Origin of the sequence: Streptacidiphilus cavernicola (genome assembly GCF_042510955.1) — a bacterium.
Taxonomy (GTDB): domain Bacteria; phylum Actinomycetota; class Actinomycetes; order Streptomycetales; family Streptomycetaceae; genus Streptacidiphilus; species Streptacidiphilus cavernicola.
Map to the genome: position 1 here is coordinate 1 of NZ_JBHFAB010000011.1, position 14,184 is coordinate 14,184.

The following is a 14,184-nucleotide window of genomic DNA, read 5'->3' on the forward strand; positions in this document are numbered from 1 at the left end:
GAACAAGCGACCGAGGACCCCCACCGAGAAGATCAGCCAGCAGTCCGCAGCCTGACTGCGGCGGCCCCAGGGGTTGGAGAATTACGCCGACACCACCCCTGGGGAAAACCGCCGTCGTTCACAGGGGCCCGTGGCGAATGCAGCCGTCCCCGAACTGCTGGCCCTGTTGGAGGAAGAGGGGACCTGGAAAACGGCCGCGACCGCACTGGGAGGCATAGGTCCGGCCGGAAGCAGCGGCGAAGCCCTGCTACTTGCGCGCGCCAGGACCGACATCCCAGATGGGCCGCTGGCGGCCTGGGCGTACGCGCGGGCGGGAGGCGACCTTGCTGCTGCCCTCGCCGTACTCGGCCCTGCGGCCACCGAGGGCCGCTTCCCGTACCCGGACCTTCGCAGGCTCGCCGACCTGTGTCGGTACGCCGCCGGTTACGCGGATCGGCTACGGACCATGGCCAGCTGGACGGAGGACCCCTGGGTGAGCGTGGAGGCGGCGCACGCGCTCTGGGCGGCGACGGGTGACGTAGAGTCAGCGCTCCCTGCCCTGACCTCAGCAGTCGAGGGCCTGGCGCATGGGATCTACTACCCGGTCATGATCAGCGCGCTGTGGTACCTGGCCCGGATGGGTCCGGCAGCCCGCCCCGCCGGTGCGGTGCTGCAAGACGTTCCACGTCTGGATCAGCGGCTCCACTACTTCGGCAGTTGGCGCGCCTTCACGGAGGACGAGGCGATTCGTCGTGCTGTATCGGATCTGCTCGCCGTCACAGGCTGACCTTCGGGTCAGGCAGCCGATCTGTTCGACCGATGCCCTGACAGCTCGTCGGCGGGGGTGTCGGAGGCTCGTGTCAGCATGAGCCCATGCTTGCTATCACAGTGCAGACGGAGAACGGTCGGCGCTTGCCGCGGCCGACCGCCACCGACCTGGCGGAACTGATCCGTCGCATCGGAGACCCGGGTGACGCCTTTCTGATCGTCGAGCGCATACCCGACCTTCCTGACGTCTACATCCAGGTCCTGCACCAGCCCGGAGACGGTTACACCCTGGAGTACAGGGACGGCGCGCCGGAGCGGCACTACCAGACGCGACTGGACGGCCCTGAGCCTGTAATCACGGCGATGACCGCTTGGGCCCGGCTGAACGACGACTGGGATGCGGGCATCGCCTGGGAACTGTTGGACCTGGGGAGGGCTCCAGCCCTGGCAGCCCCAGTGGAGTTGGATGACGAGGAGCGTGAGCAACTCGAATCCCGTGTCCGCGAGGTCCTCCACGGTGGGTACGCAACTCGGGCCGACCTGGCAGAACTGGCCGAGGAGTACCTCGTCTCAGGGAATTGCCGCCCGGTCGCGCCGGCACAGGCAGAGCAATTGGTTAACCGCCTGTGGCAGGAGCGGGTCGAGGAGCAGGCCAGGTGGGATAGCGAAACAGATCCGGAGCGGCTCACCCGCGCCTTCGCGGCCCTGGAGGCCGCAGGGATTACCGCCCGGGAGAACTTCACCTGCTGCCTCAATTGCGGCCAGACGGAGATCGGTGCTGGGGCTGCGGCTGGCGCACGCGGCTACGTCTACTTCCACGAGCAGTGCACGGACGGGGCCGTGTCCGGCTCCGGCCTGACGTTGCTCTACGGCGGATTCGACGGATCCACCGGAACCACGACCCTGATCGGCCGAGAGGTCGCGGCCGCCATCGAGGCAGCCGGGCTGCCAGTCCAGTGGGACGGGGATCCGGAACGGGCCATCACCGTGACCCCGCTGGACTGGAGACGCCGACTCCCCTGCTGATCGACTCCGTCAGGGCCACCCTCGAAGCACCTCGCTCAGCCTGAGGTCACGCTCGCCGTGAGGAGCACTGAGGGTTGCTTCTGCAGCGCCTCTTCGCCCAAGGTACGGGAGAACCTTTCGGTTCTCCGAGGCATGACGCTCGCTCGGAGCTCGGCTATGTGGGGGGGCGTGCTGGTCTGAAGCCCCTCCCTTTCAGCCATGTTGGCGCCTCGGGGTGAGTCCTGGCGTGGTGATGGAGAACAATGCAGCGGGGTACACCACTGTCGGAGGCCGGGGCGTTGGGGGCGTAGATGGACCTGTTGGTCGACCTGGAGACTGTTGGCCGGGAGCGAGAGCTCCGTGCTCTTGCGGATTGGTTGCGGGAGACGCCGTCCGTGCGTCGATCAGCGCGCATCTCTTTGGCTGAGGCAGAGCCGTCACCTGGGCAGATGGGCGGTGCGCTGGAAGCCATCCAGGTGATCACTGGGAACGGATGGAGTGCTGCGGCTTTCGTGATGTCCGTTGTGGGTTGGCGTCAGACGCGGCCGAGCGAGCCGCAGGTGAAGGTCCGCCGCGGTGATGTGGAGATCACCTTGACTGGAAACTCCGCGAACGAACTGCAAGCAGCCATCGCCGCCTTGGCAGAGCCGGGTCAGCAGGGGTGAGTAGGCCGGAATCGATGCGCTCGCGAGCCGTTCTGATCGGTGTGAGCGGGTATGAGAATCTGCCCGGATTGCCCGGAGTGGCTAACAACCTGGAGGCCCTCTCGGCAGTACTGACGAGCCCGAGCGGGTGGTCGCTGGCGAACCAGCATTGCACGGTCATCAGAGAGCCAGCGACGCAGACCGATGTTCTGGATGCTGTACACCTGGCCGCTGACCAGGCTGAGGACGCTCTACTCGTCTACTTCGCCGGCCATGGGCTCATCGGTCCTGATGGTCGCCTCTACCTGGGCTTACCTGGGGTCCGGAATGGTCGAACCGATACGGGCATCCAGTACGAACTGCTGAGGCGACACTTCCTCGACGGCTGCGCCCAACGTCGTCTGATCATCCTCGACTGCTGCTACAGCGGCCGAGCCCTCGGCGCGATGAGTGCTCCTGGCACGCCCGCAGTGCTGGAGGAAGCAGAGGTCGAAGGCACCTTCGTGCTGACCGCCGCCGCCGAGAACGTCACAGCGCTCGCTCTCCCCGGCGAGACCTTCACCGCTATGACCGGCGAACTGCTGGACATCCTCCGCCACGGCATCGCGGGCGGACCTCGTTGGCTTGACCTTGAGGCGGTCTACCAGCAACTGCGGCGCGCGATGCGAGCGAAGGACCGCCCCGAGCCTCAGAGGCGGAACCGGAACACCGCAGGGCAGTTGTTCATCGGGGCGAATGCCGCGTACCGGCTGGCGGCGATGCCGCCAGGCTCCCGCTCGGACGGTGCGCCCGTACCGTGGCCGGATGCGGCACAGCTGACAGATGGCCGCGATTTCGCCCGCGGTTTGGCGGAGGTACGGGCGCTCACCGGCATGACACGGGCTGAGATCGGTCGCAGGATGACCCCGCCCGTCACTGCCGGCACGGTGAGCGTGCTTCTGAACCGATCTGACCCGCCGAGGCGGTGGGAACGTGTCGCCAGGTTCCTGGAAGCCTGCGGCATGCCCGCCGACCAGCAGGAGGTCTGGCGAGCATCCTGGTCGAGGTTGCAGCCGCCAGCGACAGTGGTCCCCAATGGTGAAGACACCCGACCGCCTCCCCAGAGGCAGCCCGGAACCAAGGGGCAGCCGTCGTTCACATCATGGCTTCGTCGTTGGGATGGCCGCAGTAGCTCCGGTCGTGGCGGACGTGCCGGGAGGTGAACTTGAGGAACTGTGAGTGTTGAAGGCACCTAGCCAAGAGAGCAGGAGTACCACGGCAGCCACAGCCACCCAGAACATCGGCTTGGTCTTGGAGGAGACCGTGGGCTGACCAGGCTTACGCCGCCAGTGTCCGCCAACGAAGTACCTGTCGTCCGGCATGCCGTACCCCCGTACGCGATGCCCGCCCGAGTTCAGGGCGGGCGATGGAATCCTGCAGCAAGGGTTCCATGATGGGCCCGCTCTATCAGCGGATTGCATGGACATGGCCAAAAATGATATGTCCTGTGCTCTGCGATCCCCAGCCCTGGCGGGCCTGCAAGAGAGTCAGTTGAATCGCTTTCCCAGCGGTACGGCTCGGCGGGGTATGTGGACCCTTGGCCGCCCCGGGGGATCCCGTTGAGCGAACCCCGCCGGAGATTTATCACCTCCGATTGCGGCCCTCTTTACCGGGGCTGTGCAGTCAGGAGCAGCACTGGACGCTGGAAGATCCGGAGGTTAGGGAGTACGCCTGGCGGATCTGCGATCCGGTGTCGGTGGTGAGCCGTAGGCTGATCGGTATGGCGAAGAGTGGCGTGGGTGAGGCTGTGGTGGTGCGGCCGGGGTTCAAGAAGGCGAAGGTGCCGGAGACGCACACCGGGTTGGTGCGGCAGGCGCGGAAGATCAACCGGGCGTTGGCGGAGGTGTATCCGTACGCGCATCCGGAGCTGGACTTCCGGAACCCGTTTGAGCTGCTGGTGGCGACCGTCCTGTCCGCGCAGACGACGGACCTGCGGGTGAACCAGACGACCCCGGCGCTGTTCGCGAAGTACCCCACACCCGAGGACCTGGCTGCTGCGAACCCCGAGGAGCTGGAACAGATCATCCGGCCGACCGGCTTCTTCCGCGCGAAGGCGAAGTCCCTGCTCGGACTGTCCGTCGGCCTGCGGGACAACTTCGGCGGCGAGGTCCCCAAGACTCTGGAGCAACTGGTCACCCTCCCCGGCGTCGGCCGCAAGACGGCCAACGTCGTCCTCGGCAACGCACGTGATCCTAAAACGGGAGAACCCTTCGGCGTGCCCGGGATCACCGTGGACACGCACTTCGGGCGGCTGTCCCGGCGGTTCGGCTGGACCACCTCGGACGACCCGGTGAAGGTCGAGCAGGAGGTCGCCGAGCTGATCCCGAAAAGCGAGTGGACCATGCTGTCGCACCGGGTGGTGTTCCACGGGCGGCGGATCTGCCACGCCCGCAAGCCCGCCTGCGGCGCCTGCCCGATCGCTGAGCTGTGCCCCTCCTATGGCGAGGGCGAGGTCGACCCGGTGAAGGCCGAGAAGCTGCTGAAGTACGAGAAGGGCGGTCAGCCGGGCCAGCGGCTGAGCCCCCCGCCGGACTACCCCGGCCAGCCCGCCCCGCCCGCCGCGGCGACGGCGCGGGAAGGCTGAGGTGGCGGGCCAGATCGTCAGGGACGGGCTGCCCGGCTGGCTGCTGCCGGTGCGGGACGCGGCCGAGCGGCTGGAGCCGCGGCAGCTCAGCCGGTTCCTGCCGCCCGCCGAGGGCGGCCGCCGCTCCGCCGTGCTGGTCCTCTTCGGTGAGAGCCCGACCACCCGGATCGGGGACGGAGTCCCCGATCTGCTCCTGATCGAGCGGGCCCGCTCGCTCCGCTCGCACGCGGGGCAGCCGTCCTTCCCCGGCGGCGCCCTCGACCCGGAGGACGGCGACCCGCTCGGCCCGGGGCCGGTGAACGCCGCGCTGCGCGAGGCCTGGGAGGAGACCGGTCTCGACCCGGCCGGGGTGCAGGTCTTCGGCGTGCTGCCGGACCTCTACATCCCGGTCAGCAACTTCGTGGTCACCCCGGTGCTGGGCTGGTGGCACGAGCCGACGCCGGTCGCGCCGGTGGACCCGGCCGAGGTCGCCGCGGTGTTCCGGGTGCCGATCGCCGACCTGGCCGACCCGGAGCGGCGGGCCAGGCTGAAGCACCCGAGCGGCTTCCGCGGCCCCGCCTTCCTGGTGGAGGGCCGCCTGGTCTGGGGTTTCACCGCCGGGGTGATCGACCGGATCCTGCACCACGCGGGCCTGGAGCGGCCCTGGGACACCAGCCGCGAGATCGAGCTGTCCGAGGACGCGGTGGTCCTGGCCGCCGCCGAGCGCGAGCGGGCCCGAGCACGGGCGGGAGCACGCGAAGGCGCGGCCGGGGAGCGCGGCGGCACGACGGGGGAGCGCGGCGGCCCGGCCGGGGAACCGTCCGGCACTGCCCGGACGTGAGTGGTTCAGGAGGGTTCTTACCAGGCGGCCGTCCGCAGGATGCTCCGTCGTGGGAAGGTTGACCGTTGCTGCCCGCCCCGCCCAGGAAGCCACTGTGAACGTCCTCGACATCCTGCTCATCGCCGCCGCCGTCGGATTCGCCGTCTCCGGCTACCGGCAGGGCTTCGTCGTCGGTGTGCTCTCCCTGGTCGGCTTTCTCGGCGGCGGCCTGATAGCGGTCCAGCTGCTCCCGTTCCTACTGGAGCACCTCTCCGCCGGGACGGTCTCCTCGGTCGTCGCGGTGGTCGTGGTGATCGTCTTCGCCTCGGTCGGCCAGGCCTTCACCACCCACTGGGGCTGGAAGCTGCGCGGCCCGATCGACCGCAGCCGGGCCAGGATCTGGGACGCGGCCGGCGGCTCGGTGGTCAACGTGGTGGCGATGCTGCTGGTGGCCTGGCTGATCGGCTCGGCGCTCGCCGGAACGTCACTGCCGACCGTCGCGCACGAGGTCCGCACCTCCAAGGTGCTCGGCGGGGTGCAGAAGGCATTGCCCGCGAACGCCCCCGAGTGGTTCTCCGACTTCACCTCGGTGATGGCGCGCAACGGCTTCCCGCAGGTGTTCAACCCGTTCCAGGACGAGCCGATCACCGACGTCCCGCCGCCCGACCCGGCGTTGGCGAACAGCCCGGCCGTGCAGCGCGCGCACGCCAGCATCGTCAAGGTGATGGGCACCGCGCCCAGCTGCGGCAAGGTGATCGAGGGCACCGGCTTCGTCTACGCGCCGCAGCGGGTGATGACCAACGCCCACGTCGTCGGCGGGGTGTCCGCGCCGACGGTGACCCTGGGCAACCGGATCTACGCGGCGAAGGTCGTCCTCTACGACTGGAAGCGCGACATCGCGGTCCTGGACGTGCCCAGCCTCAAGGCGACCCCGCTGGTGTTCGCGGGCCAGGCGAAGACCAGCGCCGACGCCATCGTGGCCGGCTTCCCCGAGAACGGCCCGTTCAATGTGCAGGGCGCCCGCATCCGCGGCCGGCTCCAGGCCAGCGGCCCCGACATCTACCACCGCGGCACGGTCAGCCGGGACATCTACTCGCTGCGCTCGACGGTCCGCCAGGGCAACTCCGGCGGTCCGCTGCTGACCCCGACCGGACAGGTGTACGGGGTGGTGTTCGCCAAGTCGCTGGACGACGCGCAGACCGGCTACGCGCTCACCGTGGACGAGATCCGCACCGACGCCCAGCAGGGCGCGACCGCGACCCAGAAGGTCGACAGCGAGTCCTGCGCGCTCTGACCGGCGTCCGGCGCGCTCTGACCAGTCCTCACCGCAGGCGCTCTGACCAGCGCCGGTGCCCGCGGGTTGGTCCAGTGCGCCTGCGGTGAGGGCTGACTGATCCGCTGTCAGCGGCTGCTGATACCGTCTGGGCTGCTTCAGTCGGACGGATCTTCAGGGTGCCGTCGCAACGAGGGGATCACGCCACGCCATGATGGGTCACTCGCACGCGGTCAGTGGAGCGCTGCTCTTCGCCGCCACCGCGCCCTACCTGCCCCAACTGGTGATGCACCATCACCTCAGCCCGCAGGAGATCCTGATGGGCACGGTGCTGTGCGCGGGCGCCGCGCTGCTGCCCGACCTGGACCACCACGACGGGACCATCGCCAACTTCCTCGGCCCGGTGTCCAAGCTGCTCTGCCGGTTCGTGGCCTGGGTCTCCGGCGGGCACCGGCACGCCACCCACTCGATATTCTTCATCGCCTTCATGACCGTGGGCACCTGGGCCGGGGTCAGCTACGTCGGCCGCTGGTTCACCCTGGGCATGACGTTCTTCCTGCTGGCGATGGCGGTCCGGGCGCTCAACCTCTGCCCGCCCGGACACGGCTTCTCGGCCTGGGGCACGATCGTGGCGATGGCGCTGCTCGGCACCGGGGTCATCGCCAAGTTCATTCCCTCGGCCCCGGGTTGGCTGCCGTACGCGGTGGGCCTCGGCTGCCTGGCGCACCTGCTCGGCGACTCGATCACCAAGATGGGCGCGCCCTGGCTCTGGCCGCTGAAGACCCGCTACGAGATCGTGGTGATCAAGAGCAGCGGGAACAAGCTGGAGACGGAGATACTGGTCCCGCTGATGGGACTGGCGACCGTCGCCCTGCTCTGGTTCACCGCGATCTCGCCGCACACCCTCTGAGCACACCCGCTGAGAACAGCCTCTGCGCGGCCCCCGGCCCCGCCGCGGTCAGCGCTGACGGAGCCGCGAGGTGACCCAGCGTGCGCGGCGGGTGATGATGTGCGGTATTCCGACGTGGTCGGTGTCGTGGGCGGCTGGGCCTTCGGGGGCGGCTCCGGCGGGGCCGCTGAACATGCTCATGGCCGCGGTCTGCTGAAGCGAGCGGCGGCGGGAACGTGGCGCGAAAGCGCGGTCGTGCATCCAGCTCATAGCTAGAGGACTGCCCGCACGGGACGGAGGGTAATCCCGTGCGGGACGGCCAATCGGCCTACGGTTGGCATATTTTCAGCTGGTCGGATTCCGCTTTCGAACCAGCGTTCTGACGTACGGTCAGCCGTTCAGCGGTCCGGTTCCGGATCGCGCAGCCAGTTGACCAGCTCCCTGGAGAACCCCTCCGGATCCTCCTCCTGCGGGAAGTGCCCGATCCCGTCCAGCAGCCGCCAGCGGTACGGCGCCTCCACGTACTCTCCGGAGCCGGCCGCGGTACGCGCCAGCAGCACCGGGTCCGCCGCGCCGTGCAGGTGCAGCGTGGGCACCCGCACCGGCCGCCGCATCCGGCGCGAGTACTGCAGGCCGTCGGGGCGGCCCATGGAGCGCAGCAGCCAGCGGTAGGGCTCGATCGAGCAGTGCCGGGTGTTGGACAGCTGCATCGCGTGACGGTACGTCAGCAGGGTCTTCTCGTCCGGGCGGCGGCCCGGCGCGGTCCAGTCGGTCAGGTACTGGCCGACCACCAGCGCGTCCGACGCGACCAACTGCCGCTCGGGGACCCACGGGCGCTGGAAGCCCAGCAGGTGCTCGGCCGCGGTGATCTGCCGGCGGTCGCTCATCAGCGCGCGCCGGTAGCGGCGCGGGTGTGCGCTGGACACCACGGCGAGGCGGCGGACCAGCGCCGGGCGCATCACCGCCGCCGTCCAGGCCAGGAAGCCGCCGAGGTCGTGGCCCACCAGCGCGGCGTCGGACGCCCCGAGCGAGCGGATCACCCCGGTCAGGTCCAGCGCCATGTTGGACGGGTCGTAGCCGCGCGGGGTGCGGTCGCTGCCGCCGACGCCGCGCAGGTCCACGGCGACGGCGCGGAAGCCGGCGTCGGCGAGGGCGGTGAGCTGGTGCCGCCAGGTCCACCAGAACTGCGGCCAGCCGTGCACCAGCAGGACCAGCGGCCCCTCGCCGAGTTCGGCGATGTGGAAGCGCCCGCCGTTGGCGGACACGTCGCGGTGGGTCCAGGGGCCTTCGATCCGCGGGTCGAAGGTGTCGGCGGAGCTGTTGGAACCGTCGAGGGGGGCGTCAGACGACATGCTCTGAGGGTGTCATATCCGGAGCATGGTCGGTTTCACAGGTGCGTCTGACTGCGTCAGGGTCAGGTCAGGGCAGCAGGATCTTGTGCCCGTCGGCGGTGAGCGGTGCGGCCGGGTGCGGCTTGGCGCCCTTCAGCACGTCCACGGTGGCCTTGGTGCTGGCGATGGTCCGCTCCGGCGGGGCCAGCTTCTTGAAGAAGCGCCAGGCCAGCAGCCCGGCGACGGCGGCGAGCAGGACGAACGCCCCGGCCACGATCAGGAAGCACCAGCCCAGACTGAGGCCGAGCGCGTGCAGCCCGTACGCGGCGGCGAAGCTGAACATGGGCACCGAGAAGAGCAGGATCAGCGCGGCGGCCACCCCGGCGCCCGCGCCGGCGCCGCCGCGGACCAGGTCCTTCTTGATCTCGGACTTGGCGAGCGCGATCTCGTCGTGCACCAGCGCGGACAGGTCGGCGGTGGCGGCGGCGAACAGCTGACCCACCGTGCGGTCTGCTCCGTCGTGCTGGGCACTGGCCTCGAACCTGTCAGCTGGTGACATCGGCGTCTCCTCCGGTCGTCCTCGTTCTGGCGCGGCTTCGTGCCGTGCCGTCATATCGCCCCTCCGCGGGCGGTTCTGCTGCTGCCACTGTCTCAGATCACGCCTCCATCCGCTGGTACCGGCGGTTGCGCAGCCGCAGCAGCACCGCGGCCACCAGGGCGCACAGCAGCGAGCCGATCAGGACCGCGGCCTTGTCGCGTTCGGCCAGCTGGTGGTCGTCCGGGAAGGCCAGCTCGGCGATCAGCAGCGACACGGTGAAGCCGATCCCGGCCAACACCGCGAGCGCGAAGACGTCGCCCCACTCCAGCTCGGGGTTGAGCTCCGCCTTGGTGAAGCGGGCGGCCAGCCAGGTCCCGCCGAAGATCCCGACGGTCTTGCCGACCAGCAGGCCGACCACCACGCCGAGCGGCGAGGCCTGGGTGAACACCTGTCCGATCGCCTGCGGGCCGATCGCCACCCCGGCCGCGAACAGGGCGAACACCGGCACGCAGAAGCCGGCCGAGAACGGGCGGACCAGGTGCTCGATGTGCTCGGCGGGGGAGTGCTCCTCGCCGGGGTCCTTGGTGCAGCGCAGCATCAGGCCCATGGCCACTCCGGCCACCGTGGCGTGGATGCCGCTCTCGTGCATCAGCGCCCAGATCACGAACGCCAGCGGCAGGTAGAGGTACCAGCCGTGCACCCGCATCCGGTGCAGTGCGTAGAACAGGACCAGGCCGAGCACGGCCAGGCCGAGCGCCCAGAGCTTGATGCCGTGGCTGTAGAAGATCGCGATGATCAGGATCGCGATCAGGTCGTCGACCACGGCCAGGGTGAGCAGGAAGGCCCGCAACGAGGACGGCAGCCGCGAGCCGACCACGGCGAGGACGCCGAGGGCGAAGGCGATGTCGGTCGCGGTGGGGATCGCCCAGCCGTGCAGCTCGCCGTTGGGCCCGAGGTTGACCAGGGCGTAGACGATCGCGGGCAGCGCCACCCCGCAGACCGCGGCGACCACCGGCAGCGCCGCCGCCTTGGGGTCGCGCAGCTCGCCGGCCACGAGTTCGCGCTTGAGCTCGACCCCGGCGACGAAGAAGAACACCGCGAGCAGCCCGTCCTTGGCCCAGGTGTCCAGCGAGAGGTGCAGGTGCAGCGGGGTGTTCGGGCCGAAGGACCAGTCCAGGACGTTCTGGTAGGAGCCCGGCCAGGCGTTCGCCCAGACGAGTGCCAGCACGGCCGCGCAGAGCAGCAGGACGCCGCCGACCGTCTCGGCCCGGAGCGCGTCGGCGAGGAACGCGCGCTCGGGGAGCGGCAGCCTGCCCAGGAACTGGCGGCGGGGCGTGGGACGGTCGCTCACGCGGAGGTCCTCCGGACAATGGGGCTCGAATGTCGCCTTTGTCCGATGGTATGCGGGCCCGCTGACGGCGGCGATCGTGGATACGCCGAAGGGCGGCCCCCGCGGGATGCGGGAACCGCCCTGGTAGCACTGCCGCTGACGGCCCGGCAGGACGCTCCGGCTCAGTCCTCCGCGTCGGCGGCCGAGCGCTGGCTCTGGATCAGGTCCATCACCGTGGAGTCGGCCAGCGTGGTGGTGTCGCCCACCGCGCGGCCCTCGGCGATGTCCCGGAGCAGTCGGCGCATGATCTTGCCGGAGCGGGTCTTCGGCAGCTCGCCGACCACCTGGACCAGCTTGGGCTTGGCGATCGGGCCGAGCACCTTGGCCACGTGGTTGCGCAGCTCGCCGACCAGGTCGTCGCCGTCGTCGGCGTTGCCGCGGAGGATCACGAAGGCGGCGATGGCCTGGCCCGTGGTCGCGTCGGCGGCGCCGACCACGGCCGCCTCGGCGACCTTGGGGTGCGACACCAGGGCGGACTCGACCTCGGTGGTGGAGATGTTGTGGCCGGACACCAGCATCACGTCGTCCACCCGGCCGAGCAGCCAGAGGTCGCCGTCGTCGTCCTTCTTGGCGCCGTCCCCGGCGAAGTACCGGCCCTCGAAGCGGGACCAGTAGGTGTCGATGTAGCGCTGGTCGTCGCCCCAGATGGTGCGCAGCATGGACGGCCACGGCTCGGTCAGCACCAGGTAGCCGCCGCCGCCGTCGGGGACCTCGCGGGCCTCGTCGTCGACCACGGTGGCGGAGATGCCGGGCAGCGGGGTCTGCGCCGAGCCGGGCTTGGTGGCGGTGACGCCGGGCAGCGGGCTGATCATGATGGCGCCGGTCTCGGTCTGCCACCAGGTGTCCACGATCGGGGTCTTCCCGGCGCCGATGTGCTCGCGGTACCAGATCCAGGCCTCGGGGTTGATCGGCTCGCCGACGCTGCCCAGGATCCGCAGCGAGGACAGGTCGAACCGGGCCGGGATGTCGTCGCCCCACTTCATGAAGGTCCGGATCGCGGTGGGCGCGGTGTAGAGGATGGTGACGCCGTACTTCTGGATGATCTCCCAGAACCGGCCCTGGTGCGGGGTGTCCGGGGTGCCCTCGTACATGACCTGGGTGGCGCCGTTGGCGAGCGGCCCGTAGACGATGTAGGAGTGCCCGGTGACCCAGCCGATGTCGGCGGTGCACCAGTAGACGTCGGTCTCCGGCTTGAGGTCGAAGACCGCGTGGTGGGTGTAGGCGGCCTGGGTCAGGTAGCCGCCGGTGGTGTGCAGGATGCCCTTGGGCTTCCCGGTGGTGCCGCTGGTGTAAAGGATGAACAGCGGGTGCTCGGCGTTGTGCGGCTGCGGGGTGTGCTCGGTGGACTGACGGGCCGTGATCTCGTCCCACCAGACGTCGCGGCCCTCGGTCCAGGCGGTGTCCTGGCCGGTCCGGCGGACCACCAGCACGTGCTGGACGGTCGGGCAGCTGAGTACGGCCTCGTCGATGGCGGGCTTGAGCGCGGTGGGCTTGCCGCGGCGGTAGCCGCCGTCCGCGGTGATGATCAGCTTGGCGTCGGCGTCCTGGACCCGGGAGGCCACGGCCTCGGCCGAGAAGCCGCCGAAGACCACCGAGTGCGCGGCGCCGATCCGGGCGCAGGCGAGCATCGCCACCGCGGCCTCGGGGATCATCGGCAGGTAGATGGCGACCCGGTCGCCCTTGGCCACGCCCAGCTCGGTGAGCGCGTGGGCGGCCTTGGAGACCTCGTCCTTGAGCTCGGCGTAGGTGATCGCCCGGCTGTCGCCCGGCTCGCCCTCGAAGTGGATCGCGACCCGGTCGCCGTTGCCGGCCTCGACGTGCCGGTCCACGCAGTTGTAGGCCACGTTCAGCTCGCCGTCGGCGAACCACTTGGCGAACGGCGGGTTGGACCAGTCGAGGGTCTCGGTGGGCTCCTTGGCCCAGCTCAGCCGACGGGCCTGGGTCGCCCAGAACGCGAGCCGGTCCTGCTGCGCCAGGTCGTAGGCGGCGGCGGTCACGTTCGCGGCGGCGGCCAGCTCGGCCGGCGGGGTGAATCGGCGCTCTTCCTTCAGCAGGTTTTCCAGGCTCTCATTGCCGCTCAACGCGCACTCCTCATCGAGTTCTGGGCGCGGGCGGGTCCCACTGCTGTCCCGCGACCCGGATATGTCGTGACTAGCTCACCAGGATGAGGGCGCGCTGACAAGAGCGATCCGTAAATTGGTGTAGACCTTTCATGGTCAAGCAGCCGACTCCAGGCGGGGCCGAACCGGACTGAAGGTCCGCCCGTCACCTGCGAGAAGGTACGCCTGCGCGGTGGCGAAGTCGAAGTAGAGCCCGGCCAGCCGCAGCGTCCCGGCCTCGACCCCGCGGCGCACCGACGGATGGGCGGTCAGATTGTCGACCTGCTGTGCCACATTGGTCAGGCAGAGCCGCTCCAGCGGGTCCGCGGACGGCGCGGCGCCGCGCAGCCGCACCGGGGAGTGCCGGACCCGCTGCAGCGAGTCCTGGCCGTGCCGCAGCCAGCGGGTCAGCGGCGTCCCGGCCCGGCCCGCGCGCCGATGCGCGCCGCGCAGCAGCGACTGCATCGCCCCGCAGCCGGAGTGCCCGCACACGGTGATCGTCCGGACCCCGAGGATCTCCACGGCGTACTCGACCGCGGCGGCCACCGAGTCGTCCCGCCCCGGGGCGTCGGGCAGGGCGACCAGATTGCCGATGTTGCGGACGGTGAACAGCTCGCCGGGGCCGGTGCCGGTGATCACGTTCGGCAGCAGCCGGGAGTCCGCGCAGGTGATGAACAGCTGGGACGGCGACTGCCCCTCCTGGGCCAGCCGGGCCAGCTCGGGCCGCAGGCCCGGGGCGGTGTGCTGCTGGAACTCCCGGACGCCGCCGAGGAAGTGGTCGTCGGTGCTCTGCTGCATGCTTGCCTCTCCCAAGACTAGGTAAATGAACAGTAATGAACTCTTTAC

Annotated in this window: 13 protein-coding genes and 1 pseudogene; 8 read left to right on the forward strand and 6 right to left on the reverse strand. The window is 69.9% G+C overall.

What is annotated here, in order from left to right; translation table 11 throughout:
- The first annotated feature begins 130 nt into the window (after nucleotides 1-130).
- The 8 genes and pseudogenes from ACEZDE_RS16150 (at nucleotide 131) to ACEZDE_RS16185 (ending at nucleotide 8,001) form a co-directional block, all read left to right on the forward strand.
- Nucleotides 131-766, forward strand: a complete 636-nt coding sequence (locus ACEZDE_RS16150; protein WP_380536944.1) for a hypothetical protein — start codon at nucleotides 131-133, stop codon at nucleotides 764-766.
- Nucleotides 767-852: 86 nt separating this feature from the next.
- Complete coding sequence (locus tag ACEZDE_RS16155) at nucleotides 853-1,773, forward strand: DUF6891 domain-containing protein (protein ID WP_380536946.1); 921 nt, start codon at nucleotides 853-855, stop codon at nucleotides 1,771-1,773.
- 290 nt (nucleotides 1,774-2,063) lie between these two features.
- On the forward strand, nucleotides 2,064-2,417 hold the full coding sequence (locus ACEZDE_RS16160) for an effector-associated constant component EACC1 (protein WP_380536949.1): 354 nt from the start codon (nucleotides 2,064-2,066) through the stop codon (nucleotides 2,415-2,417).
- Between the two features lie 14 nt (nucleotides 2,418-2,431).
- Nucleotides 2,432-3,598 (forward strand): caspase family protein, encoded by a 1,167-nt coding sequence (locus ACEZDE_RS16165; RefSeq protein WP_380536950.1) that lies wholly within the window; start codon nucleotides 2,432-2,434, stop codon nucleotides 3,596-3,598.
- A gap of 557 nt (nucleotides 3,599-4,155) precedes the next feature.
- Complete coding sequence (gene nth / locus ACEZDE_RS16170) at nucleotides 4,156-5,019, forward strand: endonuclease III (protein WP_380536953.1); 864 nt, start codon at nucleotides 4,156-4,158, stop codon at nucleotides 5,017-5,019.
- Between the two features lies 1 nt (nucleotide 5,020).
- Nucleotides 5,021-5,689 (forward strand): annotated as a pseudogene (locus ACEZDE_RS16175) (NUDIX hydrolase); the annotation flags it as partial.
- A gap of 244 nt (nucleotides 5,690-5,933) precedes the next feature.
- Nucleotides 5,934-7,112 (forward strand): MarP family serine protease, encoded by a 1,179-nt coding sequence (locus ACEZDE_RS16180; RefSeq protein WP_380536954.1) that lies wholly within the window; start codon nucleotides 5,934-5,936, stop codon nucleotides 7,110-7,112.
- Between the two features lie 190 nt (nucleotides 7,113-7,302).
- The gene (locus ACEZDE_RS16185; RefSeq protein WP_380536956.1) at nucleotides 7,303-8,001 is read left to right on the forward strand and encodes a metal-dependent hydrolase; all 699 of its coding nucleotides are present in this window, start codon (nucleotides 7,303-7,305) and stop codon (nucleotides 7,999-8,001) included.
- A gap of 48 nt (nucleotides 8,002-8,049) precedes the next feature.
- Here ACEZDE_RS16185 and ACEZDE_RS16190 read toward each other — a convergent pair whose 3' ends face one another.
- The 6 genes from ACEZDE_RS16190 to ACEZDE_RS16215 all read right to left on the reverse strand — a co-directional run bounded on the left by ACEZDE_RS16190 (nucleotide 8,050) and on the right by ACEZDE_RS16215 (nucleotide 14,136).
- The gene (locus ACEZDE_RS16190) at nucleotides 8,050-8,181 is read right to left on the reverse strand and encodes a hypothetical protein (RefSeq protein ID WP_380536959.1); all 132 of its coding nucleotides are present in this window, start codon (nucleotides 8,179-8,181) and stop codon (nucleotides 8,050-8,052) included.
- Between the two features lie 197 nt (nucleotides 8,182-8,378).
- Nucleotides 8,379-9,332 (reverse strand): alpha/beta fold hydrolase, encoded by a 954-nt coding sequence (locus tag ACEZDE_RS16195; protein ID WP_380536962.1) that lies wholly within the window; start codon nucleotides 9,330-9,332, stop codon nucleotides 8,379-8,381.
- A gap of 67 nt (nucleotides 9,333-9,399) precedes the next feature.
- Complete coding sequence (locus tag ACEZDE_RS16200) at nucleotides 9,400-9,870, reverse strand: phage holin family protein (RefSeq protein WP_380536964.1); 471 nt, start codon at nucleotides 9,868-9,870, stop codon at nucleotides 9,400-9,402.
- Between the two features lie 97 nt (nucleotides 9,871-9,967).
- A complete protein-coding gene (nhaA, locus tag ACEZDE_RS16205; protein WP_380536966.1) occupies nucleotides 9,968-11,200 on the reverse strand; it encodes a Na+/H+ antiporter NhaA in 1,233 nt (410 codons plus the stop codon).
- A 161-nt stretch (nucleotides 11,201-11,361) separates the two neighbouring features.
- A complete protein-coding gene (acs, locus tag ACEZDE_RS16210; protein WP_380536967.1) occupies nucleotides 11,362-13,320 on the reverse strand; it encodes an acetate--CoA ligase in 1,959 nt (652 codons plus the stop codon).
- Between the two features lie 135 nt (nucleotides 13,321-13,455).
- On the reverse strand, nucleotides 13,456-14,136 hold the full coding sequence (locus ACEZDE_RS16215; RefSeq protein WP_380536968.1) for a carbonic anhydrase: 681 nt from the start codon (nucleotides 14,134-14,136) through the stop codon (nucleotides 13,456-13,458).
- Nucleotides 14,137-14,184: the final 48 nt, after the last annotated feature.